At 62.6% G+C, this 24,988-nt stretch carries 25 protein-coding genes; 9 read left to right on the forward strand and 16 right to left on the reverse strand.

Annotated features, from left to right (window positions below; all coding sequences use genetic code 11):
- The first annotated feature begins 18 nt into the window (after window positions 1-18).
- From ACTHN9_RS07600 to qhpG, 4 genes are read left to right on the forward strand one after another with little or no spacing between them, the layout of a single operon-like run.
- Complete coding sequence (locus tag ACTHN9_RS07600) at window positions 19-1,434, forward strand: hypothetical protein (protein WP_440536145.1); 1,416 nt, start codon at window positions 19-21, stop codon at window positions 1,432-1,434.
- Complete coding sequence (locus ACTHN9_RS07605; RefSeq protein WP_440536146.1) at window positions 1,424-2,302, forward strand: hypothetical protein; 879 nt, start codon at window positions 1,424-1,426, stop codon at window positions 2,300-2,302. The genes ACTHN9_RS07600 and ACTHN9_RS07605 overlap by 11 nt, the downstream gene beginning before the upstream one ends.
- A complete protein-coding gene (locus tag ACTHN9_RS07610) occupies window positions 2,292-3,749 on the forward strand; it encodes a radical SAM protein (RefSeq protein ID WP_440536147.1) in 1,458 nt (485 codons plus the stop codon). The genes ACTHN9_RS07605 and ACTHN9_RS07610 overlap by 11 nt, the downstream gene beginning before the upstream one ends.
- Window positions 3,746-5,251 carry a flavin-dependent monooxygenase QhpG gene (qhpG, locus tag ACTHN9_RS07615; RefSeq protein ID WP_440536148.1) on the forward strand — a complete coding sequence of 502 codons (1,506 nt, stop codon included), beginning with the start codon at window positions 3,746-3,748 and terminating at the stop codon, window positions 5,249-5,251. The genes ACTHN9_RS07610 and qhpG overlap by 4 nt, the downstream gene beginning before the upstream one ends.
- A gap of 16 nt (window positions 5,252-5,267) precedes the next feature.
- Here qhpG and ACTHN9_RS07620 read toward each other — a convergent pair whose 3' ends face one another.
- Entirely contained in the window at window positions 5,268-6,317 is a 1,050-nt protein-coding gene (locus tag ACTHN9_RS07620) for a hypothetical protein (protein ID WP_440536149.1), read from the reverse strand.
- Window positions 6,318-6,492: 175 nt separating this feature from the next.
- On the opposite strand from ACTHN9_RS07620, the gene ACTHN9_RS07625 reads away from it, so the two are divergent.
- On the forward strand, window positions 6,493-7,242 hold the full coding sequence (locus ACTHN9_RS07625) for a creatininase family protein (RefSeq protein ID WP_440536150.1): 750 nt from the start codon (window positions 6,493-6,495) through the stop codon (window positions 7,240-7,242).
- Here ACTHN9_RS07625 and ACTHN9_RS07630 read toward each other — a convergent pair.
- The 4 genes from ACTHN9_RS07630 to ACTHN9_RS07645 all read right to left on the reverse strand — a co-directional run bounded on the left by ACTHN9_RS07630 (window position 7,217) and on the right by ACTHN9_RS07645 (window position 10,365).
- A complete protein-coding gene (locus ACTHN9_RS07630) occupies window positions 7,217-8,464 on the reverse strand; it encodes an acyltransferase family protein (RefSeq protein WP_440536151.1) in 1,248 nt (415 codons plus the stop codon). The genes ACTHN9_RS07625 and ACTHN9_RS07630 overlap by 26 nt on opposite strands.
- Window positions 8,465-8,672: 208 nt before the next feature.
- Complete coding sequence (locus ACTHN9_RS07635; protein ID WP_440536152.1) at window positions 8,673-9,071, reverse strand: hypothetical protein; 399 nt, start codon at window positions 9,069-9,071, stop codon at window positions 8,673-8,675.
- Window positions 9,072-9,391: 320 nt separating this feature from the next.
- A complete protein-coding gene (locus ACTHN9_RS07640; protein ID WP_440536153.1) occupies window positions 9,392-9,949 on the reverse strand; it encodes a cytochrome b in 558 nt (185 codons plus the stop codon).
- A 38-nt stretch (window positions 9,950-9,987) separates the two neighbouring features.
- Entirely contained in the window at window positions 9,988-10,365 is a 378-nt protein-coding gene (locus ACTHN9_RS07645) for a cytochrome b562 (protein ID WP_440536154.1), read from the reverse strand.
- A gap of 362 nt (window positions 10,366-10,727) precedes the next feature.
- On the opposite strand from ACTHN9_RS07645, the gene ACTHN9_RS07650 reads away from it, so the two are divergent.
- Entirely contained in the window at window positions 10,728-12,677 is a 1,950-nt protein-coding gene (locus ACTHN9_RS07650; protein WP_440536155.1) for a rhomboid family intramembrane serine protease, read from the forward strand.
- A 60-nt stretch (window positions 12,678-12,737) separates the two neighbouring features.
- On the opposite strand, the gene ACTHN9_RS07655 is transcribed toward ACTHN9_RS07650, so the two are convergent.
- Window positions 12,738-13,625, reverse strand: coding sequence for a DMT family transporter (locus ACTHN9_RS07655; protein ID WP_440536156.1), 888 nt, complete (start codon window positions 13,623-13,625; stop codon window positions 12,738-12,740).
- 126 nt (window positions 13,626-13,751) lie between these two features.
- Between ACTHN9_RS07655 and ACTHN9_RS07660 the strand changes: the two genes are divergently transcribed.
- Entirely contained in the window at window positions 13,752-15,170 is a 1,419-nt protein-coding gene (locus ACTHN9_RS07660; protein ID WP_440536157.1) for a PLP-dependent aminotransferase family protein, read from the forward strand.
- A gap of 59 nt (window positions 15,171-15,229) precedes the next feature.
- Here ACTHN9_RS07660 and ACTHN9_RS07665 read toward each other — a convergent pair whose 3' ends face one another.
- The 5 genes from ACTHN9_RS07665 to ACTHN9_RS07685 form a co-directional block, all read right to left on the reverse strand.
- On the reverse strand, window positions 15,230-15,658 hold the full coding sequence (locus ACTHN9_RS07665; RefSeq protein WP_440536158.1) for a hypothetical protein: 429 nt from the start codon (window positions 15,656-15,658) through the stop codon (window positions 15,230-15,232).
- A 263-nt stretch (window positions 15,659-15,921) separates the two neighbouring features.
- Window positions 15,922-16,188, reverse strand: a complete 267-nt coding sequence (infA, locus tag ACTHN9_RS07670) for a translation initiation factor IF-1 (RefSeq protein ID WP_440536159.1) — start codon at window positions 16,186-16,188, stop codon at window positions 15,922-15,924.
- A gap of 231 nt (window positions 16,189-16,419) precedes the next feature.
- Window positions 16,420-16,623, reverse strand: coding sequence for a cold-shock protein (locus ACTHN9_RS07675; protein ID WP_102645870.1), 204 nt, complete (start codon window positions 16,621-16,623; stop codon window positions 16,420-16,422).
- A gap of 340 nt (window positions 16,624-16,963) precedes the next feature.
- Window positions 16,964-17,950, reverse strand: a complete 987-nt coding sequence (locus ACTHN9_RS07680) for an aldo/keto reductase (protein ID WP_440536160.1) — start codon at window positions 17,948-17,950, stop codon at window positions 16,964-16,966.
- 26 nt (window positions 17,951-17,976) lie between these two features.
- Window positions 17,977-18,750 carry an SDR family NAD(P)-dependent oxidoreductase gene (locus tag ACTHN9_RS07685; protein WP_440536161.1) on the reverse strand — a complete coding sequence of 258 codons (774 nt, stop codon included), beginning with the start codon at window positions 18,748-18,750 and terminating at the stop codon, window positions 17,977-17,979.
- Window positions 18,751-18,879: 129 nt separating this feature from the next.
- On the opposite strand from ACTHN9_RS07685, the gene ACTHN9_RS07690 reads away from it, so the two are divergent.
- A complete protein-coding gene (locus tag ACTHN9_RS07690) occupies window positions 18,880-19,836 on the forward strand; it encodes a LysR family transcriptional regulator (RefSeq protein WP_440536162.1) in 957 nt (318 codons plus the stop codon).
- A 185-nt stretch (window positions 19,837-20,021) separates the two neighbouring features.
- Window positions 20,022-20,222 (forward strand): hypothetical protein, encoded by a 201-nt coding sequence (locus ACTHN9_RS07695; protein WP_440536209.1) that lies wholly within the window; start codon window positions 20,022-20,024, stop codon window positions 20,220-20,222.
- A gap of 101 nt (window positions 20,223-20,323) precedes the next feature.
- Here the strand turns inward: ACTHN9_RS07695 and ACTHN9_RS07700 are convergent, their stop codons facing one another.
- The 5 genes from ACTHN9_RS07700 to ACTHN9_RS07720 all read right to left on the reverse strand — a co-directional run bounded on the left by ACTHN9_RS07700 (window position 20,324) and on the right by ACTHN9_RS07720 (window position 24,968).
- Window positions 20,324-21,046, reverse strand: coding sequence for a class I SAM-dependent methyltransferase (locus ACTHN9_RS07700; RefSeq protein ID WP_440536163.1), 723 nt, complete (start codon window positions 21,044-21,046; stop codon window positions 20,324-20,326).
- A 5-nt stretch (window positions 21,047-21,051) separates the two neighbouring features.
- The gene (locus ACTHN9_RS07705) at window positions 21,052-21,243 is read right to left on the reverse strand and encodes a hypothetical protein (RefSeq protein WP_440536206.1); all 192 of its coding nucleotides are present in this window, start codon (window positions 21,241-21,243) and stop codon (window positions 21,052-21,054) included.
- A gap of 157 nt (window positions 21,244-21,400) precedes the next feature.
- On the reverse strand, window positions 21,401-22,981 hold the full coding sequence (locus tag ACTHN9_RS07710) for a multicopper oxidase family protein (RefSeq protein WP_440536164.1): 1,581 nt from the start codon (window positions 22,979-22,981) through the stop codon (window positions 21,401-21,403).
- A gap of 89 nt (window positions 22,982-23,070) precedes the next feature.
- Window positions 23,071-23,484, reverse strand: coding sequence for a hypothetical protein (locus ACTHN9_RS07715; RefSeq protein WP_440536165.1), 414 nt, complete (start codon window positions 23,482-23,484; stop codon window positions 23,071-23,073).
- Window positions 23,485-23,612: 128 nt separating this feature from the next.
- Window positions 23,613-24,968, reverse strand: coding sequence for a Fic family protein (locus ACTHN9_RS07720; protein WP_440536166.1), 1,356 nt, complete (start codon window positions 24,966-24,968; stop codon window positions 23,613-23,615).
- Window positions 24,969-24,988: the final 20 nt, after the last annotated feature.

Below are 24,988 nucleotides of genomic sequence, written 5' to 3' on the forward strand. Positions count from 1 at the left end.
TGCCCTAAGGAGCCAAACATGCCCATATTGGAACTCCGCATTCTTCCGCCTATCGCGGTCGGAAGGCTGGGTGCGGCGGCGACGCCACTGGAAGCGTTCGAACTTGCCGTCGATCCGGACAAGCCGCTCGACTTCCGTCGCATCGTTCCGCGCACCACGCTCGAGGTGGATCAGGAAACCGGTGAAATCGCGAGGGCCTACGTGCCCGAGCGGATCCGTTTCAAAGACGAAAACAAGAAGGTGCGGCCGGTCGCGCCATTCCTTGAAGTCTATGCGCGCACGAGCGAGGCACCGCATATGCTGCAGCCGCTGACACTCGCGCTCTTAGCGGCGGAACAGCTCGGCATCGATGCCCTGCATTGGAACGTCGAACTCGGCAACATCAAAATATATCGGCGCACCGGCAACGCGAGCGACAAGATTCACGCACACTTGTCCGGCCTCAAGGATCATAAGCGGCACGCCATGGAAGGCCATTGCGAGAACTTTCATCATGGCCGACATCTTCCGCTCGGGCACGTCCAGTTCATCAAACCGACGCAAGCCTTTCCCGAGATCCGCCTCAGGTACACCCCCGCAGCCGGCCTCGTGTACGGGACGCGCATGAAACGCCGCAAGTCGGAGCACGACGTGAAGCTGGAGGACGATCCGATCATCGATCGCGAAGACCTGGTGCTCTACGACGAAAAGCGCGGCGATTGGCTCGGCTATACCGAAAGCGCCGGCCCCACGCTGACCAATCCCGCGCAGATCTACGCGGGCTATGCCGGCAAGGATGGCAATCAGGTCAGTTGGGGTTACCTCGACGACGAATGCGACGGCCATGTTCAAGTAGTGCTGACGAGAAGGGACGGCCCCACGTTGCGCGCGCATGGGTACATCGGCGCGGGGCCGCCCGCGTATGCGCCCGATACGTTACCGGTGCGCGTCGTCTCCGACGAGATCGAGCAGATACTGTACGGTCCCGATGTCGGGCAAGAACGGGTATCCATCGACGAAGCTACCGAGATCGTTCTTCGTGCGCTGGAAACGGTGCGCTTGATGAACACGGCCGTCATGAACGGCAACCCGGTCAACGGGCGGCTCAACGTCGCGAGCACGATGGTGCGACAGAACACGGCCGATTTCGAGCGCTACTACGAGCCGATCGCGGCGGAATCGATCGTCGATAACCTGGCCCTGCGCGCGCTGCACGAGCGTGTGTTCAGCACCTTGTCGGCGGGCGGTGCGCCATGGTTCGCCAAGGTGCTGCGCCGGCCCGAAGAGATCGGCGACCTAACAGCGGAAGGCCTGCGCAAAATGCCGGCCTTGATGCGCGGTGCCGATGGACGGAGCCTCACGCTCACGCGCCGCCACATCGACCTAGTGATCAAGGCGGCGCACGATGCGATGTTTGGACAACCCGATCCGACGGGAGACGACAATGTCCGCTAACGGTACTGATACGACTAACGCTGCCCACCAACCGCACGACAAGACGAAAACGGGCGATCGGGACATCCGGGCTGCCAATCTGACGGCACAGATCCACCATCGCGGCGTCGGCAATCCGGCATCGGTCCTGCCGCGTAGCGCGATTTCGAATTGTTTTCCCGGCCTCGAATTCGATTTCCGCAACCTTTGGCGGCGTGCGTTCGAAGGCATCACATTGGTCGAGAACAACAACTATGTCGTCGATGCCGAGCCGCGCTTCGCGCATCTCAAGACGCGCCGTCTTCTGCGGTTTGCCGGGCTGGACGTCGGCACGATGGTGGTCACGAAGGGCCCGGTGATGCCGGATGGGGATCCCGTCACGCTCGCGAGTACACCCAATCCGAATGCGGTCTCGTTCATGGAGTGGTCCAATTCCATCGCTCGCATCGTTCATTTGCAAGGACAGCCGGTCGAATGCGAGTTCACGGCTTACCAGAATGCGACGGATGAAGTGTTGGTCGAATCGCAAAGGGAAACCTTCAAAGAGCATCTTGTCCTGCGGCGCTTTTTCGATGGCGACACGGCCAGCTTCAATCGCCAGTTGCTCGAGCCGGGCGAACTGACGCAGGGCTTGTGTTCGCCCTGGCAGAACGATTACCGCGAATGCGCCTGCTACTACTGGGCTGCCTCGCGTCCCGACTTCGTCAACGTCGAAGCGGGCGACGACGGGCTGGCGCGTGGCGACATGTGGTTGGCGAAGCGCCGCACCGGGACGTACATTCCCGATAATCGGGTCGACTCGCGGCTATGGTCCTACGATGATCTGTTCAAATCCTGGCAGGAGGATCTTCGGTTCATCATCCGCGGCAAGGATGCCGATGAAAGCTGATTCGACAATCGATCTGCCCGCGACGGACGAGGCGATGCCGGTCCCGGATGCAGGCACGCGGCTGGGCGCCATGGCGTCCTCGATGGCGGCGCGCATCGTGGGCGAATCGCGTCCGCGACATCCGAATCTCCACATGATCGACGATGCGTCGGGGGCGCACCTGTTGCTCGTGGACGGAAGCCGGCTATTCCACGTGCCGCCCGATCTGCGTCGCGAGTTTAGGGCGGCGCTAGAGAGCGGGGAGCAAGGGCGAGTCGACGCGCTGATTGCGCGCTATGGCTTGACGCAACCGCCCGCCATCGACGACGAGCCGTTGGCCGCGATGCCGACGCATGCGTTGTCGCTTGCCATCGCGCAGAAGTGCAACCTCGGCTGCACTTACTGCTATGCGCAGCAGGGCCAATTCGGCGGCAAAGCGAAGGACATGCCGCTCGAAACCGCGATCGCGGCGGTCGACTTGCTGATCGACGAGGCTAGCGAAGGCGGGAAGATCAATCTCGCATTCATGGGAGGCGAGCCGCTTGCCAATCGCGCGGTGCTGCGCGCCGCGACTGCCCACGCGCGCGAGCGTGCGACTTCGCGGGGGATACGCTGCCATTTCTCGGTGACCACCAACGGCAGCCTCCTGCGGCAAGACGACGCCGATTTCTTCGAGGCGTACGGCTTCGCGGTCACCGTGAGTCTCGACGGGCCCGCGCCTGTGCATGACCGGTTGCGCCCGTTCAAGGGGGGAAGCGGATCGTTCGATCGAATCGTCGAGCGCGTCTCGCCGTTGCTTGCACGTCAACGGCAGATGCAGGTATCGGCGCGCGTGACGGTCACGCCGTTCAATCTCGACTTGCCACTGACGCTCGACACGTTCATCGATATGGGTTTTCACAGCGTCGGATTTTCGCCGCTGCTGCGCGCGTCGAATGGACGGGCGGAAATGGGGCCCGGCGACATGGCTCAGATGCTGCAAGGGATGATCGCTTGTGGGCTGGCCTTCGAGCAAAAGACGATGCGTGGCGAGCGTTACCCGTTCCTGAACATGCAGAACGCCTTGCGCGAAATCGAGCGAGGCACGCACCGTCCCTATCCGTGCGGTGCCGGTGCGGGGTACCTTGGCGTGTCCGCGGACGGCGAGCTGTCGGCTTGCCATCGCTTCGTGGGAGACGAGGCCGGTGTCATGGGCCACCTATCGACGGGCGTCGATCGCGAACGTCAAACGATCTGGCTCGCCGAGCGTCACGTGCACCGACAACAACCTTGCCAGACATGCTGGGCGCGGTATCTGTGCGGTGGGGGATGCCATCATGAAGTGCTCGAGCGTGGACGCAGCGCTTGCGATTACATCCGTGGGTGGCTGCACTATGTGCTGGGTGCGCACGGCAGGCTGAAACGGTATGCACCCGATTGGTTTGCCGGTGCGCGCAATCGTTCGGCCGGCGGCGCGGGCAGCGCATGACGCGCCGATTCGACATGCTCGTGATCGGTGCCGGGCCGGCCGGCCTCACCGCCGCGCTGCGCTTGAACCAACTCGGACATCGCGTGCTGCTTATCGATCGGAGCGGCCGATGGCCCCGGCAGCAGATTGGGGAGGCGCTGACGCCCGGCGTATTGAACATCATCGATTATCTCGACGCGCGCGCGGTGCTCGATAAGGTACCGCTTCTGGCGGGCAACCCCACGCGGGTGCACTGGACGAGCGACGAGATCCAGACGGTGGCACATGATGGCGCCGTCGTCGATCGCGCTGCGTTCGACGACGCGCTATTGCGTCTCGCCCAATCGCGGGGCGTGCAGGTGCTGCTGCCGGCGAGCTTGACGCATGTCGAGGGCGAGCCGGGTGCATGGCGGGCGCAAGTCGCAACGTCGGCAGGCCTGGAGCACGTCGACGTCCAGGCATTGCTCGACGCGAACGGCCGGCAGAGCCGACGTGAACCGCACCACTTGCGCGCGCCTCGCCTATCGACGATGTGGGCCGAGATCGACGTCGCGATGCCGGCGCGGGGCGCCGATCGATCGACCCGTGTGCAAGCGCTGCCAGACGGCTGGCTGTGGGGCGCTGCATTGCCGGACGGCCGCTACCGCATCATGTTCACCTTCGATCCAGCCGTGCGCGACGACGCATGGACGCATGAGCACGAAACGCGCTTGAGGCATGCTTGTGCACGAAGCGTGCTGTTCAAGGATTTGAGGGATTTGCCATGGTCCGATTCGCTGCGCATGTGCGTATCGACGCCGTATGTCGACGCGCTTTCGTGGCAAGACGCACGGGTCAAGCTCGGGGACGCAGCCTTCGCGCTAGACCCGATCTCGTCGTCGGGGGTCGAGAAGGCGATGCGATTCTCGCTCCAGGCGGCTGTCGCGCTCAATACGTGGTGCCGGACGAGCGATGCTGCCGAGCGTGCGTTGGCGCGGCGCTTTTTCGAATCCCGACTGGTGGAGACTGCGGCGCGCCACCTCATGTGGACGGCAGGCTACTATCGTCAATCGTTGTACCGGCAGGCGCCGTTTTGGCAACAGCGCTCGGCACCGTCTTTGACGCACGACGTGCTCGCTCCGTCTTCGGCTGATGAAGCGGTGGCGGCGCGGGTGAGCGAGATGACGCGCGCGCTGCACGCCGAATGGGCGCGAGCGTCATCGGTTCGATCGGAGCCGGTCGAAGCCGTGCCGCCGTTCTCGTTGCGCGATCCGATCCGGTTCGCTCGGGATGCCGAAGTCGTCTCGATGCCTTGCGCGACCGGCGATCGAGTGACCGCGCAACCGGCCTTACAGCATCCGAGCCTCGATCGCCCCATCGCGTTCTGGGGGGAAGTCGCGCTTTTTCCGATGCTCGATCGATTGCATAGCGCGGTGCGTCCGCTCGAACTGATCCCGTTCCTCGGCACGTCGATGGGAACGGATCGGGCACACCATCTTCTGAAATGGCTATGGCAGCGGGGCGTGCTCGAGGTGGCGATGTGAGGCGATGCTCGTCGCGTCACCCCCACTGCGCAAGCGGCATCCAATTGTCGTCCCGGCTGCGCACGTCGAGCCGCTTGAACTCGGTGTGTATCGCCGTGCCGACGAGGATTTGCAGTTTCGCCGGGAGGACATCCGACCTCGTGCGTACCGCCCGAAAGTCCGCCATGTCTTGCTCGAGACCGATCACGTCGGCACGGCGCACCCGTAGCACGACGATCGAAGAGGGGTTGCGAAGCTTGGTGTAGTCCTTGTATCCGCCTTCGAAAATCAGCCGTTCCAGTGCTGTGTTCAGGAAGTACACGTGACACGCCGTGATCGCGGCCTCGATGCCGAAGTCATAGTTCGCCGATTGCGTGGCCAGCCGGGTCAGGTAGTGATCGGGATTGCCGAGAAGCGTATTGCAGAGCGAGACGGTGCCGGGCTTCTTCGCCAGGCCGACCGTGCCTTTCGGCTTCAGCTTGAAATCGGGACCTTGGACTTGCCTGCCGAACCGCAGCAATGCGGCATCTTCTAACGTACTCAAGGACATGTAGTCGTCGTTACTTCCCGTTGCCGCATGCGCGAAGGGCGTGTAGGCCATCACGGCATCTCGCCACGCATCGCCGGTGTCCGCGTTGGCTAGACAGATCACCAGATATTTCGTGATGCGCGACGCAATCGTACCGTTGATTCGGTTCACTCGATCGAGCGCGAACGAGCCGTTCGGGTCTGGGGCGATGCTGCCCGTCCGTCGAAATGCCGATCGAAGGCCTTGTCTTTTGATCGAACGGGCGATCGTCATGTTCGTCACGTGATAGAGCCAATCCGTTTCGACGAACGGTGCGACCACGACGGGCGGCGGGATCACGTCGCGTGGGAGCGTGCGCACGATTGTCCTGCAATACGGACACGCGCGCGGTACGCGTGCAGCGGCGAAAATGGAAACCTTCATGCACGAAAAGCACTTGTAAAGAAGCATCGGCTCGCGCGTCGTGCTGGTGCAGTAAGGGCACGAATACCGCTCGGCGTTCTGGATGTTCGGGACCGTCGTGTAGCGGTTGCACTTGGGACAGGTGGTGGTCGGCATGGGCGGGTCTCGTTTTCGTGCGCGCAGAGCGATCCGACCGGCGGTCGTCGGCGCGGATTGGCCGCCCGATTGTGGACGATCCGATTCGTTCTGTCGAATGTAGGTAGACTTTCGCTTTGTATTCAACCTAATCCGCCGTTTCGAAAGCGGCGCATCTCGAAAGAGAGGAGTGGAAATGCTGCTATCTCTGTCTACGTGGGCGGAAATCGATCGATACCTGCAACGCAGTCGTTCGATCGTCGTGCCGATCGGTTCGAACGAACAGCATGGTCCGACCGGGCTGCTGGGCACCGACTGGCTCTGTCCGGAAATCATCGCGCACGAAGCGCACAAACATGCGGATATTCTGATTGCGCCCACCTTCAACATCGGCATGGCGCAACATCATCTAGGCTTCGCGGGTACGATTTCGCTGCGCCCGTCGACGTTTATCGCCGCGATCGGAGACTGGGTTCGCTCGCTGGCGGTCCATGGATTCGAGAAGATTCTGTTTCTGAACGGTCACGGCGGGAACATCGCATCGATCGAAGCGGCGTTTTCCGAGATTTACGCCGAGGCGAGTTTCGCGAAGCAGCGTCTGGGATACGCGATGAAGCTTTGCAACTGGTGGGACCTCGAAGGGGTGGGCGAATTGGCGCGCACGCAGTTTCCCGAAGGCCACGGTTCGCACGCGACGCCCTCCGAGATCGCCATTACGCAATGGGCGTTTCCCGAGTCCGTCAAGACGGCCGATTACGCCCCACGCGTGGCACCGACGGGGCCGATTCGCGAGGCACTCGATTTTCGTGCACGTTTTGCCGATGGGCGAATGGGCTCCGACCCGGCGCAGGCGTCGAGGGAGAAAGGCGGCGCGCTGGTGGAATTGGCGGCGCGCAGCCTCGTTCGCGAGTTGGACGCGTTCAGCCGCGAGATCGTGCCGAGCTAGAGAGTCCAGACGGGGCGGCAAGACGACGATCGCCTCTCACTAGCGCCTGCCGTATCGCCGTGCGAACCGGGACGAAGCAGCGCTCTTGAAACAGCAGGGCGGCGATGATTGTCGCGATGAGGTAGATCGGGTAGGACGCCATCGACGGATGAATCGCCTTCGCGCTTGCGGCGCACACCGAGAAATGGGCGACGCAGCGCGATATCGACTCGTGGGTGGCCATCAACTTTAGCCCGTCCATCGATAGTTCGAATAGCGCGACGTGAATGCCGAAGATCGACAGCGCGGCGTTTCCGAGCCGGGAGACGCTCTTGTGGGCCCATTGCGGGACGTACGCGTTGGCGCACAATGCCACGAGCACGAGTTCGGCGGGCAGCAACGCCCCGTTGTGCACGATGTAAAGCACTGCGAGCGGCCCGCTTGCGATCAGGCGCGACGCTAGGACGAACGAGGCCGAAACGAACGCCGCCGCTGCCGCCTTGCGCCAACGAGCGCCAAGCATCCAACTCAAGCGTCCGGACGAATAAAGGCTATAGAGCAAGATGCCGCTCAAAAACTCGGGGATGCGCAGGATCGGGTTATGTTCGATCATGCCGACAGGCACCGGCGTATATGCCTGCCTCAGTACGATCGTGAGGGGAGGGACTAAATACAGCAGCCACAGAACGACGAGCGCGAGCGCTCTGCGGCGCAGGCGCGCGAACCGGGGGGCGACGATCGGAAAGCACAGATAGAAAAACAGCAGACAACCCAAGGTCCACGACGGCGCGTTGATCGACGAATAGCGTGGGTCCCAGACCTGCAGCATGAGGACGTTGAGCAGCCAGTTGAATGCCGCCGGGGCGGTAGTCAGTTGAATCGTCTGCTGAAAACCCCTGCCCATCGAGGGAACGAGAAAGGCGTCGAAGGATCGATGGCTGACCGATAAAACAATGGCGAATAAAAACAGCCCGACGAAGTTGATGGGATAGATTTCGGAAAGGCGTTTGACCAGAAAATTGCGCGTCCCGCCGCGCAACGCGATGCCCCGGTCGATATAGACGTGCGTGAGAATGAATCCGGATAGGATGAAGAACGTACTCGTAGCGAACCCGCCTAGATCCGTGAGCCACATCAAGGGCAGGCTCTCGGCTTGCGGGTAGGCATGGATGGTATGGAACACCATGAGATAAACGGCAAGGACGAAGCGCATGGCGTCAAGACCGACGATTGTTTTTCTCATATTGCTTCCGTTGGGTGAGAGTCGGACTAAGTTGAGGTTCTACAGCGGATGGTCGAGGGGCCGAACGTGCGTTGGCCGTGAATCCGCTGCGCGAAGCCGCGCCGTGCAAACTCGGTCGCATCGATTTTTGTGGCGGCAGGCATCGGGCGGATCCCCCTAGGACAGCCGGTTCGGATGCACATCGGGGAGCTTCGACCGATGCGGGCGGCTAGATCGATGCGTATCGGGGAGGGCGCTCGATGCCGCCGGTCAGGAAAGACACGGCGCCGGCAGAGGGTGGAAGGTGTGTGACGACGCGCGTGGCCTCTGGCGCGATGGCGAGAATGGGATCGACCGGCAAAGCGATTGCGATGCAGCAGGACGCGCACGTCGCACAGGAATGCGCGTGACAAGTTTCGCAGGGGCGACGACCGTGATCGGCTGGCTGCGCTAGCGCGCCGTACGTTGCGAGTTCGTCCGCTAACGGGTCATGCTCGGCATACCCGAGCGGCGCTTGCGCGGCGTCGGCGTCTGCGATGGCGCACTTCATCGAGACGGACGCGAACGACTGAGCCGGCAGGCTCAGCGCAAGCAGTACGACAATGAAGAATTTGCGCCAATACTTCATGGTTTCGACCCCGGCATGCGCCCGCTTCGAGGGGCAAGATCTAGACCGCGGTTAATCGTTGGCTGTATCGCGCGGGTCTAGTCTGTCGGCCGGATGCTGTTCGTCTCTGGTCTGTCGGCCGATTGCCGTTCATCGTATAGCGAAATCGCCGGGCCGAGCCGCGCGTTCTTTGCCAAAATATCCGCGTTCTGCGCCATTCGGGGCCCCGCGCTCGACGGCGATGGGGGGCGTATTTCTCGCCGCCGATCGTGGGCGTGGGGATACTAGGGGAAACCATATCGGGCGGGCGCACGCGGTGCTTCGTTCCGGCGGGCGGCGCGTCAATCGCGGGTCGATACCTTCGGCCGCAGGCGGACAGGCAACGGGCTAATTCGCGGAAGGACGTTCTCCGACTTCATCAGCCAATGGGCGACGGCCCCGAGTACATGCAGACCGACCAGTGCGGCCAGCCCATAGGCGGCCAGCGCGTGCAGTTCGCCGAACCACTGCGACAGCGCGCGGCTTTTCTGCACGAGGGTGGGCAGCGAGAAAACGCCGAAGCAATTGGCGACGTGGCCCGCGGCATTGGTCTTCAGCCAGCCAAGGATCGGAATGGTGAGCATGAGAACGAGGAGAAGATGGTGGACGGCTTTCTCGGTGAAGTAGCTCAGCGAGCGGGGCGCGTTGATCGAAGTGGGCAAGCTGCGCCGCAAGCGCAGCCGATTCGCTATACGGATCGATGCGAGGCCCAAAATGGCGATCCCGATCGATTTGTGCAGTGCGATCAACTCCTCGTGATCGTCAAGCAGCCAACCGATGGCCAGATTGCCGACTAGCGCGACGGCGAGCAGCCAATGAAGCAGGCTGATCGAAAGCGGGTAGCGGGGCGCATGCCTCATTGGACGTTACTCCGAAGGGTAAAGAAGGGGCCAACCGTCTAATTGAGCAGGTCGTGGTAATGCTTTCTGGTGGCGTTGATGGTGCGCAGCGCTTGCTTGGCTGCGGCCATATCGTTCGCGCGGATGGCTTCGTCTGTCGCAGCCAATTGCAGCTTCAGCTTTTGCATGCCTTCGTCGTAGGTGGCCTGGTCGTCACGGTAGGGCTGCCGGCTCGCTTGATCGGCGTCTTTTTCCAATTGGGCGACGTAGCGGCTCAATTCCGGCATCGAGGTACTGGCCATCGCGCCTTGCATCGCGCGCTTCATATCTTTCATGTCGACCTTGATCTCGCTGGCGTGCGCTGCTTGGGCGCCAACGACGAGCGGTGCGCATAAGAGCAGCGCCTGGAGGTAAACATGGGGTAAGCGCTTGGACATGGGAAACAATGAGAGCGGAGGTCGGGTGCTGCAAGACTAGCCCGCCGAGCCTTAACGCCAGCTTAAGGGGCACTGGCGATCGGACCGGGTGGTTGGCGATGAGCTTAAGATGCCCTCTTCACAGAGACAACCCGGGGGCAGCGTGGAAAAAATGCCGGCATTCGGCGGTTCCGGGTGCTTCCGAAGCAGATCGCGGTTATTCCGAATCGTCGTCTGTAATAATCCATGCTTAGGCTCAATAGCGAATAGCTCGATCCGGCTGTCCATGTGGCGGGCGCAACGCCGTTCGTATCAGGTCGACGGCAATGACCGAACCCACCCATCGATCGAATTGCGTCCGCTCAACTCAACCATTGGTACGTATGCGATTGAACTCACAAGAAAAACCGCCGCGCTTTTACGGCATATCGATTCTGATTGGGATCGTCAACATCGCGATCTTCGTCCTAATGTGGTGGCCCATTCGAGGCCAGGGCCTGACCAATGAGCGGCTGTTGGCCTGGGGCGCGAACTTCGCGCCGCTCACGTTGACGGGCCAGCCTTGGCGGTTGCTCACCGGCGCGTTCCTGCATGGCGGTTGGACACACCTGTTCATGAACATGTACATGCTGGCGGTGCTGGGCCCGCTGCTGGAGCGGACGATCGGCGCGTTGCGTTTCATCGTGGTCTATCTATTGTCGGCGCTCGGCGCCAGCCTCTTGAGCGCGTATTGGTTCGGCCATCACCAAGTCGGCAGCTTCACCACAGCCTTGGGCGTTGTCGTGCCCGCTCAGGGCATCCACCCGGTCGTCAGCGTCGGTGCGTCGGGCGCGTTGATGGGGCTCGCGGCGGCCGCGGCCGCCGTTTGCTTGAGACACGCATTCATCCGTCGCCAGACGCAAGAGGCACCCGTGCCGATCAGCGGCAGCGCGATCGGACAAGTCATCGCGATCAATCTCTTGTCCGGCTTTTTCGTGTCCGGTATCGACCAAGCGGCACACGTCGGCGGCGTGATCGTCGGATTCGTCGTCGGGCTGATCGTGAATCGCCCGCGGCGGTCCGGTCCTCGGGCGTGGCGACAAGTGGGGGTGCTAACGTTGGGCGCCGCCGGCACGCTGGCGATCGTCGCGGCGGCGTTGCACGGTTCGAGTCCCGAACTGCGGCAGTGGCGGGTTGCCTTCGAGAAACAACTGGCTCAGAACCGGCTGAAAGCCGAGCGCGAACAGCAAGCGCAGGCAATGGCGGAGCAGGCCAAGTTCGATGCGCAGCACCGTCCGCCCTTCGTTTCGGCAGCGGTCGCCGCCGGCACGACGCTACCAGTCGGCAAGTCACCGTATGCCATGGTATTGGGGCCGACCGGCAAACGCTTGTACGTCACCAGCATGGATGACAACGAACTCACCGTGCTGGATCTGGAACAGCGCGCCGTCCTCCGTACGATACGAGGCGAGCCGTTTTCGACCGGTCTGGACGGCTGCCCCGGCAATATGTGCCGCGGCCGCGGCGCGGCGGGTGTCGTCGTCAGCCCGGACGAGCGTTACGCCTACGTGGCGTCGATGCGGGAGAACGGTGTCGTGCGCATCGATCTTGCTCAAGGTTCGATCGTCGACAGCGCCAAGGTGGGCGTCTTTCCTAGAACCCTGATCGCCTCGCCCGCGCACGACACGCTCTATGTCTTCAATGGCGTGGACGATACGATTTCGGTCATCAGTCTCTCGCAATGGCCGAAGGTCGTGGCGACGTTGAATCTCGGCGGCAGCGCGCAAGCGGCCAACATGCCGTTCGGTCGCCCGCTTTCGATGTGGCTCTCGCACGATGGCAGCAAGTTGTACGCGTACGCGGTGGCGCGCAATGCCATCGTCGCATTCGATACTTCGTCGAATACCGTGGTGCGAACCTACCCGGTCGGTTCCGACTTTTTCAGTGCCGTCCCGGCTCCATCGGGATCGGGTGTCTGGCTCTATTCGCAGGCGTCGCTGGATTGGGCCGATCCCACGACGCTGGCCGCGAACAAACAGAGCGCCATCTGCCAGAATTCCATGTACAACGTCGATACGAGCGACGACGGCAAGTACCTCGCCGTGTCGGACTACAACCGTTCATCGGTTCAGGTGATCAAGACCGCGACGCACAGCACGGTCGGCGAGTACCCGGCCCCCAGTGCCTTGGTTCAAACGATTTTCGCGCCCGACCACCGTACGCTCTACGCGCTGGGAGTGGACGGCACGGTATCGATCATCGATCGGGAAAAGTCGGTCGACTATACCGAGGACGGCGCCGACAAAGCGTTCTTTTGCCCGGCGTCGCAAGAATCGAGCGAAGACGACAGTTGAGCCTGGCCGGTCCGATCGCGCGCGCACGGTCGAGTCGGTCCGGCGCAGCAGTCGGTGGCCTCAACTAGCGCGAGGCGCTACCGATCCGCGCGAAAAATGCTTGGCGCCCGCCACGCAAAGGACGACCGCGACGGCCACGGCGATCATCGCGGGGGGGACTTGCTCATGCAGCAGCGCGGCTGCCAGCACCAGCCCGAAAAACGGCTGCAACAGCTGCAGTTGGCCGACGCCCGCAATGCCGCCCAGCGCCAGCCCTCGGTACCAGAACATGAATCCGATCAGCATGCTGAACAGCGATACGTACGCCAGCCCCCAAAGCGGGGCGTAGCCGACACCCTCGAACGTTGCCGGTCGGGTCCACCATGAAAGCGGCAGCATGATCGGCAGCGAGAGGACGAGGGCCCAAGAGATCACCTGCCAGCCGCCGAGCCGTCGCGATAGACGTGCGCCTTCGGCATAGCCTAAACCGCACACCACGATGGCCGAGAGCATCAGCAGATCGCCGATCGGAGACGCGTGAACGCCGTTGCGGATCGCAAACGCGACGACTGCGCCGCTGCCGAGCGCGGAAAAGACCCAAAACGCCGCGTGCGGACGTTCGCCGCCGCGCAGCACGCCGAAGATGGCGGTCGCGAGGGGCAGGAGCCCAATAAAGACGATCGCGTGCGCTGACGTGATATGGCGCAATGCGAGCGCCGTCAGTAACGGAAATCCGAGTACGACGCCGAGCGCGACGAGCGCCAGCGGCAAGAGGTCGCCACGCTCGGGCCGCGCTTGGCGGTAGGCGACGAGCAGCAGCAATCCGAGCCCCCCGGCGATCGTCGCCCGGACACAGGTGACGAAGATCGGATCGAGCCCCTGCACGGCAAGACGCGTGGCGGGAAGCGATCCGCTGAAGATCAATACGCCCAGCAGGCCGCTGAGCCATCCGTCGGTCGTCTTTTTCATGCTGCTTGCTCGAGTCGATAAGCCGGTCATCATCGATCGATCGGCGATAAAGAGTAAGCTACGGATCGGCACAATTTTGTCGAACTGTACTTAACAAATATCAGTACAGTGGCGGGAGCGAGAGGGATGGCCGAGATCGAAGCGAAAGGGGTGTCGCGCACGCGTGTGGGCGCGGTGATGGACGTGCTGTATGAGCGGATCGCCAACCGCTCGCTGATGCACGGCGCGCGCGTGCCGTCGATTCGCATGATGGCCGACGCGTTGGGCGTGTCCAAGTCCACGGTCGTCGAGGCCTACGATCGGTTGGCCGGCGAAGGCGTGCTGGTCGCACGGCGCGGGGCGGGGTTTTTTGTGGCCGGCCATACCGCGCCGCTGGCGTTGGCGGACATCGGCCCGAGGCTCGACCGCGAAGTCGATCCGCTGTGGCTCACTCGCCAGTCGCTGGAAACGACCGGCCAAGCGCTCCGGCCGGGCTGCGGGTGGCTGCCGCCGTCATGGCTGCCGCAGGACAATATGCGTCGCGCCTTGCGCGCCGTCGCGCGCGACCCGCACAGCGCTGTTGTCGAATATGCCACGCCGTCGGGGTTACTCGCGTTGCGGCAACATTTGACGTTGCGTCTGGCTCAGCAAGGAATCGATGTCGAGCCGTCGCAAATCGTGCTGACGGACGGCGGCACGCATGCGCTCGACCTCGTTTGCCGATTCCTGCTCGAGCCCGGGGACACCGTCCTCTTGGACGATCCGTGCTACTTCAATTTCCGCGCACTGTTGCTGGCGCACCGCGTGTCGATCGTCAACGTGCCGTACACGCCCAACGGGCCCGATCTTGCTGGCTTCGAGCGCGCGTTGATCGAACATCGCCCGCGTCTTTATATCTCGAACTCGGCGATTCACAACCCCACCGGCGCGACGCTGACACCCACCGTGGCGCATCGTTTGTTGAAACTGGCGGGCGAACACGATCTCCTGATCGTCGAAGACGATATCTTCTCCGATTTCGAATCGGAGCCGTCGCTGCGCCTTGCTGCCCTCGACGGGTTGGCACGCGTGGTATCGATCGGTAGTTTCTCGAAGACGCTGTCCGCTGCCATGCGCTGCGGCTACATCGTGACTCGCCAAGCATGGGTCGACCCTTTGATCGATCTGAAGCTCGCGACGTCGTTCGGCAGCGGGCAAGTTGCGGCCGGCGTCGTGCATCGTCTATTGGTGGATGGCACGTATCGGCGGCATCTGGACGGTTTGCGCGCGCAACTGGCCGACGCGATGAGCGAAACCGTTAGGCGGCTCGCGCAGGCCGGGCTGGAAATATGGACGCGCCCGCGCGCCGGCATGTTCCTGTGGGCCAGGCTACCGGATGGGCTCGATGCGGCACGCGTCGCTCGTCATGCATTGGCCGAAAACGTGATTTTGGCGCCGGGCAATGTGTTCAGCGTGTCCGAGCGAGCGACGCAATTCATGCGATTTAATGTATCGCAGTGCAAGGGGCCCAAAGTCTATGAAACGTTGAGACGCGCGATGGACGCGGCAAGCTTAACGTCGGTTTGAGGGGAGGGCGCCGAGCGAATGCTTCGCGAAGGGGCGACGCGCTTCGGGCGCCCATTGCTTCAGGTGCCATCGGAAGGCGTTTCGGTCTTGTGCGTCACGACATGATGATGCGCTTTCGTTTTCGCCGCCTTACCCACGCGGTGAGACCTTGCGCTAGTCGAATCGGTATCGGCCGTGCGATCCGCTTGCGTGTCGGAACGGTCCTCTGCGCGAGCGAGCCCCTTGTCGCGATCGCCGGACAGTGGGCCATTGGCGTTCTTGGTGCCTTCCGCGCTCATGTGGCTTGCCGATAGGCCGCCGACGTTGCCTTTGGCGCTGCCCGTCCCGCCGCCCATCCCTGCGCCGTGCCCGCCACCCGCGCCGCTTCCGCCGCCCGCACCGCCACCGCCACCACCGCCACCGCCACCGCCACCAGCGGCGAACGAAACCGATGAAAAGGCCAAGGCAATGCTAGTGGCAGCGAGAAGTGCCCAACGTTTCGTATGCATAGCGTTCTCCGGATCGAGTGCGAGTGGTCGCATTGTCGGAGAAATCCAGGCGCAATCATTGTCGCGTCGTTACCGTTTGTATCCGGATACGACGAAGGGGAGAGTGTGCGGCACCTCCCGCTTTCCCTTGCGCGACGGCCTGACGGCCGCGCCTATGCCATCCGACGTCGCGGACAGGCGATAGCGTATTCGATACAAGAATTTTGCGTCGCAACAGCCGAAAACAGTGTCTCGGCCTCACGAATCGAGAACGAATCAGCGCGTCAGCGCCGTTGGAAATGCGGCCGCGACGCGCTTGTCGTCGCCCGCTCGTCCTTGTGCCGATAGTTGATGCGACCTTTGCTCAGGTCGTACAACGACAGCTCGAGCCTCACGCGATCGCCCGCCAGGATGCGGATGTGATTCTTGCGCAGGCGGCCGGAGGCATAGGCCGCGACGACCGCCCCGTTTTCCAGCGTCACGCGATATCGGCTGTCGGGCAGCACTTCGTCGACGACGCCATCCAGTTCCAACAACTCTTCCTTGGCCAAATTGATTTCTCCGATCGGTGCTTGGGTTGAACGACGGAACGCGCGCGGCGGGCCGTGTAAGGCTAGCTGCCGACGAGAGACAATCGTCACGCGCGGCGGCAATATTCGATGAACCGGGAGTGCTTTGCGGAAGAGGCCGGCGATGCACGAATGCGCCGGCCGATGCAAGCCGATCGCGGCGTTGCCGCGTATCGGCTTCGTGATGCGCAAGGCGGTAGACGCCGAGGCGGATCAGAGGGGCTTGATGTTCGAGGCTTGCAGACCCTTGGGGCCTTGCTTCGTTTCGAAGCTGACGCGTTGGCCTTCGACGAGCGTGCGGAAGCCGTCCGCACGAATTTCGGAGAAGTGGGCGAACAGGTCATCCTTGCCGTTGTCCGGCGAGATGAAACCAAAGCCCTTGCTGTCGTTGAACCACTTGACGATACCGGTATCCATTGAAAAATCCTTTGATGTTTGGACGAACGAATTGATGCACCCGTGATCGGGCACGAATAAGAATCAAGGAGGGAGAGGACAACGAATACCGCTACTGTCGCGGTCAGTGATGAGCAGCAATCGCGCTTCTTGGAGACTTGAGTCGGCCACTGTACGTGCCGCGGAAGGATTGGTCAAGCGATTTCGCGTGCGCCACCGCGGCGGCTCGGCCAGCTACCCCGCCCTTGCGGACGGGGGGCAGGTCGGCGGCCGCCGGTCATAGAGGGGGCATCGGGCTCGGGCATCGGGCTCGGGCTCGCGAAGCGAAGGCGACGAGGACGCCCCATGACCGGTCGGCCCACTACCACTGATGATGAACGTACGGAGCGATCGTCTCCACGTACAGCGCGCGCAAAGCGGTCATGGCCGAGTCGGTGAGCGGCGCCAAATCGCTTGCCGCATTGTTGGCTTTTGCTTGCTCCGCGTTCTTGGCACCGGGAATGACGGTCGTCACCCCTTGGTTCATCAAGATCCAGCGCAGCGCGAACTGCGCCATGCTCGCCCCTTCGGGAACCAAGGGGCGAATACGGTCGATCGCTTCGAGCGCGACCGCGTAGGGAACCCCGGCGAACGTCTCGCCCTTATCGAACGCTTGGCCTTCGCGATTGAAATGGCGATGGTCGTCCGCGGCGAACTGCGTTTCGGCGGTCATCTTCCCGGTCAGCAAACCCGATGCAAGCGGTACGCGCACGATGACGGCCACCCCTCGGTTTCGAGCTTCCCGCATGAAGAGTTCGGCCGGCCGTTGCCTGAAGATGTTGTAGATCACTTGCACGGATTTCACGCCGGGATATTCGATGGCCTTCAGGCCTTCCTCGGCCTTTTCGACCGAGACCCCATAGTGCCGAATCTTCCCCGATGCGACCATGCCCTCCATCGCCTCGAACACGTCCGGCCGGTAGTAGACCTCGGTCGGCGGGCAATGAAGCTGGACGAGATCGAGACAGTCGGTATCGAGATTCTTCCGCGATCGATCGACGAACGCATTCAAGTTGGCGGCGGTATAGCCCTGCGCCACGTGCGGGGCGAGCCGACGGCCCGCCTTGGTGGCCACGAACGGCCGCGGGCCGCCTCGCTCGTTCAGGACGGCCGCGACGATTCGCTCGGAACGTCCGTCGCCATACACGTCGGCTGTATCGATAAACGTCGTGCCCGTGTCCAGCGCCGCATGCAAGGCTGCCTTCGCATCGGATTCGGAGACATCGCCCCACGATCCGCCGATGGCCCATGCACCGAACCCGATTTCCGACACCGTTCGACCGGTTTGCCCAAATGGCCGCTGATTCATGTTGTTTCCTCTTTCGTTTTCTTCATTCAAGGCATCCATTGCCCGCCGTTCACTTCGATGATCTGCCCGGTGATGTAGCCCGACAGGGTAGGCGAGGCCAGAAACAGAAATGCGCCGACGCATTCTTCCGGCAGACCCGCTCGGCCCATCGGGATCGCCGCGGCTTGCGCGGCGAGAATGTCCGGCGGCGTGTATTTGTCGTGGAACGGCGTTTGGATGAGTCCCGGCGCCACGGCGTTGACGCGAATGCCGTCGGCGACGAATTCCTTCGCGTGGCCACGCGTCAAGCTGCTGACGAAACTTTTCGTGGCGGCATAGAGCACCGCTCCCGCGCCGCCGCCAGTGCGGGCGGCGATCGACGAGGTGTTGACGACATATCCGCCCGTTTGCTTCAGGAACGGGTGGGCGGCGAGCGTTGCATCCCATACCGAGCGGGCGTTGAGATCGACGACGCGGTCGAAATGGCCCGGCGGCATATCCACGGTTTTGATGCGGCCGAGCATACCGCCGGCATTGTTGATCAGTCCGTCGAGTCCTCCGAGCTTGTCGGCCGCCGCTCGAACGAGGCGAACGGCGCTGCCGGCTTCGCTCAGATCGGCTTGAACAAGACTGATCCGATCGGGGCATTCGGCGGATAGCGCGCGCGCCTGCGCCTCGCTCTCGTTGTAATGCGCCACGACGTGCGCCCCCTGCGCGGCGAAGGCGCGAACGACGGCCGCACCGATGCCGGTCGATCCGCCCGTGACGAGAACCTTCGTTCCCGCGAGATCGCTGATACGCATGTGTTCGAAACTGGGCATGACTTCCCCCGTTGAAAGGCCGAATGGCTTTGGCTGGTGGCGCCGACGTATCGCGCGCATCGGCCTGATCGCCATGATTGCACGGTATAGAATGAACGGCATTCATCGAGCTACTGAAGCGCACTCATCATGCCAAAGACGGACCGGATCGACTTCGCCGACCTCAAATCGTTCTTGACGATCGTCAGGTGCCGTAGCTTCACGCTGGCTGCGATCGAATTGGGGCAAACGCCGTCCGCGCTCAGCCATGCCATGCGCCGACTCGAAGATCGACTCGGGGCGAAGCTGTTGAATCGGTCGAGCCGGGCGGTTTCCGCCACCGCGGTCGGCGCCGATTTAGCGGCCCGGCTGGAAAACGGGTTCAACGAAATCGGCTCGGCCCTCGAGACGTTCGACGCGCCGGGCACCGCGCGCCTCGGAGAGATTCGCTTGAACGTCTTCGCCGATGCCGCGCATTTGCTGATTGCGCCTGCGCTGCCGGAATTCGCCCGTCAATGTCCCGATGCGCGGCTCACGGTCGTCGTCGAAAACAGGCCGATCGATATTGTGGCCGAGGGCTACGATGCCGGGATTCGTTACGGGCATTACGTGCCTGAGGATATGGTCGCGGTTCCACTGTCGGGGCCGCAGCGTTGGGTTCTCGCGGCTGCGCCTGCCTATCTCGATCGCCATGGCTCGCCGCGCGTGCTCGATGAACTCTCCAATCACACGGGCCTTCAGCTCCTGCTGGGCGATAATTCGAGCTATCGCTGGGAGTTAAAAGAGAAAGGGCAAGCGCGCCGTCTGCGCGTTCCGGGTCTGCTGACCATCAACGATACGGCCACGACGATTAGCGCTTGTAAAGCCGGCTTAGGTATCGCTTACGTGCTCGAGGCCCGAATTGCCGACGAATTGGCACGGGGCGAACTGCGGATCGTATTGGAAAAGCATGCTTATCCGGAGGACCCGTTTCACATTTATTACAGCAGTCGCCGGTTTAAACATCCGGCGCTGTTGACGTTGATCGATATCATTCGGCAGCAGCACGCGCTTCCTAAGCTCGCGACGCGAGGCCGGGGGCGCGCGACGCGCCCCATAGCGATATAATGCCGTCGCTCCGTTTAGGAGCTGCGCGTGAGAGTCGCGCAGGTATATCGGTTTGCCACCGAAGACATTGAACGTAACGCGCTGCATCGAAAGCAGGCCACACATGAATCGCGGCCTGAGATGAAACCGCGATGCAGGCGGCATCCTGCATCGATAACGATGTCATGCGCCACTGGAGAAGAAAAATGCAAGCTTTTGGTATATGGTACGGGGTGTTGGTCGTCGTCATGATGATCGTGATGCTTTATCCGCAAGTCCGGATCATCCGCCGTGCAGGCTATTCGGGATGGTGGTTTCTGACGATGTTCGTGCCGATCGTCAATCTCATCATGATCTGGGTCTTCGCTTTTGCGAAATGGCCGGCACTCGATCGCGCCAAGCAATAAGCGCCGTGCGTATCGACGCTTGAAGAAAATGCCCGCGCGAGCGGGCATTTTCGTATGCGGTGGGGGAGTGGTGTGAGCGCCGCCTGTCGCTGCGGAGCGCTTCATTTTTCGAGGGAATAGATCTGATACAAACGGCCATGTTTTGCATTCGATTCGGCGGTCAGCAAGCGTAGCCCGCGCTTTCCCATCAAATTCGCCAACCGTTCGCCGAAAAACGCGCGCTGGGTGAAATGAAAACGGGCCGAGCGGCACTGGTCGGGCGTTTCTCGCGTTACCGATAGCGACGCCGCAAATACGTCTAACGGGGTTTGCAGCGGCTGCACCCGTGCCTGCCGTGTCCATGTTGCGTCGTCCGACGACCAAGTCGTTTCGCCTTCGAAATAGGAAGTCGAATGGATCGATTCGGCATCGTAGGCATCGATCAATACTCGGGCGCGATCGGTACGCGCGAGGCAGCCGGCGAGCGAAGCGGCGGCGCGTTCGACCGAGTCGTCGTCGAGCAGATAAGCCGTCACGGCACCGAGCACGACGATCGTGTCGAATGTCCCGCAAAAGGGCAATTGGCGGATATCCGCTTGTACGGTGTGGGCGTCCGGCAAGACGCGCCGCCCAATGTCCAACATATCGCGGTCCACGTCCGCAAGCGTCCACGACGCGTTCGCCCACGGCTCGGCCAGCGAGAAATAGCTGCCGACCCATAGGACGTTCGATGCGCGAGCGAGCACATTCTTTAGGGGGCGGGTATCGATCCACTGCTGCGACCACGCTCCGTAGTACGCCTGTAAAAGGGCTGCATCGCTCGACGGCAGGGTGTTATCGGTCATGTGCTTTACAAAAGCCGCAAGTCGCGAATTTTTCCGATCTGCGGCGAGCGGCTCAGAATCAGCTTCGTGATGAATTCGGGGAGCAGCGCCCGCGGGATGTCGTCCGGGACGTTGTCGACGAGCTGACACGGGACATGCACGATAAAGTCGTCCGGTGCGCTCTTCAGACTGTGCTCGTAGGTGACGTGATAGTTCATGTTTTCGGTGGCGGCGGAGAGTTCGCGATTCGCGACGTTCGAGACGTTCGCCAAGAGAAAGATACTCGCAGGACGAACGTCATGGCTAGTGTCAGCGAATACCCCCAAGCGCCCCGCCGCCGCGCGAGATCGCACGGCGATCCCGCACGTGTGCCGCTTAGACCCGGTACGCGAAGGTCGTCATCATGCCCGTTTCCATGTGGTAGAGATGATGGCAATGCAACGGCCACTGCCCCACATTGTCGGCATCCACCGCGATCGTGACGGCGCGTTGCGGCGGCACGAGCACGGTGTCGCGCACGGCGCCTGGAAAGCGCCGTCCGTCGATCGCCACGACCTGGAAGTGATGACCGTGCAGGTGCATCGGGTGCGCCATCATCGTCGTGTTGCGCAGCGTGACCTCGACGCGATTGCCGCGATCGACCGTCAATCGCGGTCGGGTCTCGAGCCCCCAACGGTAGGTCGCCATGTCGCCCGTCAACGCCATGTCGAATGCTTTGTCGGCACGTCGTTGCGCAAGCGGGGTCAGCGCGCGAAGGCGCGACTCGAGCCCGAGACCCAGGACCGGCCCCGACGCCGCGCCGGTCGAGGCCAGCTTGGCAATCGCCGCGCCGGTCGTGCGGAGCACGATCCCGGTGCGTTCACGCGCACCCTCGCGCAACGCAAGAATCGGGAACGCGCCGCCACTGTTGGGCAGCCGTAGCAGTACGTCGATTCGTTGCGCCATGGAAAGCGGAAAGCGCCGGCCCGTCACGGGCCGGATCGGCTGGCCGTCGACCGCGATCAGCGTGCCGTCGAGCGCACCGAGGTCAAGCGTGAAGGCCGTTGCAGCCGCCGCGTTGATCACGCGCACGCGCACGCGGCCGCCCCGTTCGACTTGCACGATCTGCGGATCGGCGAGCGTCCGGTCGTTCGCGAGATAGGCGTCGTAGTCGAAATCGTTCAGATCGGGCGCCATCGCAGAGTCCATTGGCATGCCCTTCATCGAGCCGTGCCCGGACCCCGACATGTCCATGCCGGCCATATTCATCCCCGACATGTCGTGCGTGTCCATGGACATGCCGCTCATCGCGCCGTGATTCATGCGACTGCCCGCATGCGTGTTCTTCGTGAGCCCAGCGAGGATGTCCTCGGGCGATTTGAACGAAAAGTCGTGCAGCAGGATCACCACCTCTTGTTCGTCGCGCCGCTCGGCGTCTTTTTCTGCGACGATCAGCGGCGCGGCGAGCAGCTGCTGCTCTTGCAAGGAGTGCGCGTGCATCCAATAGGTCCCTGCGCGCCCGACCGGAAAATCGAACGACCGAGAGGCGCCGGCGGCGATGGGGGGAAGCGGCGCGCCGGGCATGCCGTCGCTCGGCCATGGGGGCGTGAGGCCGTGCCAGTGCACGCTGGTCGCTTCCGCAATCGCGTTTTGCAGGACCACATCGAATGCATCGCCTTCGCGCAGCCTGATGCCTGGCGTGCCGTCGGGCTGCTCGATACCGTAGACGTTCGCCGCACGGCCGTTCACCTCGATGGTTCGACGCACGACGGCGAGCCGTACGGCGCCTGTGGCGGTTGTCGATGAAGCGGCCGGCGAACCGGCGGCCGGCGATCCAGCGGCCCGAGCTGACGGCAAGGCAAGGGGGCCCAAGGCAACCGCGGCCGCGCTCGCCGCAACGCCCTTTAGGAATGAACGGCGGTTTGCCGCGTGCGTATCCGGCGCCGTGGCGATCGGCGCATCGTCGAAGTTAAGCATGTGATTTCCTCGTTAGTCGCTAACCGGACAGCCCTCGGCTGCCGGGTCGTTCGTCCGGCCGCACGAGCGTAGTACGGCGGCAGGATCGATCAAACGAGGGCGGGGCGCGGCGGGCGATCGACGCCGTCCGTTAGAAAGGGCGAAGCCGGATCCGATACCACGCGAATGACGAATAGCATGGACAGGGCTGGAGCATCGATCCGCGGCTGCGCGGCCGGCAATGCGCCGCCGCAGCAGGGCGCGTTCATGCCGCATTGCCCCGAAGGATGGCGATCGGTCATCGATCCTCTACAGGCGTGGCTACGCTCGCCGGGGGCCATGATCGCGACAGCGCTCGGCGTTGCTTGCGTGTGCGCTTTCATCGCATGATGCGTTTGCTCCAATACGGTGGCGGCCGCGCCCGCCGAGGCGGCGTGGCAAGGCATCTGCGCCGCCTCGGCGAACCGGAACGGCAACCCGAGAACGAGCACGATAGCGAGGATCAGCGTGCGCCAACGAAGCATGAGGCATCGAGCGTTGAGGAATGGCGCCATTCTCGACTCTCCCACCATGGGAAGGTCAAGCACTATTTGGTGCGAGGCGCCGTTCGCCATGCCGTCGTCGCACGCGCGCGGAGCATGGCCGTCTTCGTTCATCGAGGCCGTCCGTCGTCAATCCAGGCCTGGGTCGTACTCATCGTCAGACGATAGCGCGCGCAATTGAACACTTCGAGCGCGGCCAGCTCTTCATCGAGCAGCGTGCGGAAACCCGAGTCGGCTTGCGTGCCGAGTCCCAGTTCCGCGATCACGGCATCCAATGTTTTGCGTTCGCGTACCACGAGGGCGATCGCGTCGTTGAGCGCTTGCCGGTAGCGCAGGCGGAGCGGATCGGGTGCGCCCATCGCTTCGAGTACGACGGCGTACTTCTTGATCGAGCGACGATAGATCCATTCGAAAAAATCGACGGCAATGGAAACGTCGCGATATTCGTAGACGCCCATCATCGCAGTCGCGTAGTCGTTTTGATCGACGTCGAGGAACGATAGGGGGGCGCAGTTGTAGAGCATCAACGGAATGTTGGCGGCTAGGCGGCTCGTACGCTTGTTACCGTCCTCGAAAGGTTGTAGGTACGCGAGATTCACCCAAAGAAAAAACGCTGCCTCAACGGGATTGCGGATCGACTTCGCCTTATCGACGATATGCGCAAACATCTCTTGAAGAACCGACGGAGCTTGCGCGGGCAGATAAACGGTGTCGCTGATGTTCACGATCTTTTTTCGGATCGTACCGAGCGCGTGGACATCCACGAGCAGATCGCGCATGAGCACCGCGTGTACATTTCGGATGAGCCCGGACGAGAGCCCTTCCTCCGGTACGGCGTCGACGAGAAACTCGATCGCGCTTTTATGGTTGAGCAGCATGATGGCATCGAAATCGCCATCGGTCGCGCCGCTTTCGAAAAGACGCTTGGTATCGAGCAGCGAATACCGGTTTCCCTCCAACCGCGACGACGACCACGACAGATCGATCAGCAATTGCTCGAGCACTTTGCGCGCATAGGTGCCTGCGCTCTGGCGACCTTGCATGCGTCCCTCGCGTGCGAGGTCCATGGCCAGCGTCTCGGGAAGGAGCCAACTCCGGTTGGGTTCATAGCGGTCGACGAATTCGCGCTTGTACGACACCGGCTCCCGTGCGGCCAAAGGCACGGCGAGCTGCGCTTTAATCGACATGCTCTGAGCGGTCCATTTCGGTTCAGCCTGGACCGTTGCGATCGGTGCAGGGACCGCAACGGAGCCGGCCGGCTCGGCCAGCGTGTAGTGCGTCGCCCGGGCGCTGCCGTGCCGAATGACACGCCCACTGGCGATCAGTTTTTCGAGCGCGCGTTTGACCGTTGCCGGGCTTTTACCGGATGCCGCGGCGAGGCGGGCGGAGGTGGCAGGCAACGGACTCTCGGCACTCAACGTGGCAAGCGCGCGCAAGATCTCCGCGTCTGGAAGAGATGCGTTCATGAAATCGGCTCACAATCGGC

Origin of the sequence: Trinickia sp. (assembly GCF_051953405.1) — a bacterium.
Taxonomy (GTDB): Bacteria; Pseudomonadota; Gammaproteobacteria; order Burkholderiales; family Burkholderiaceae; genus Trinickia.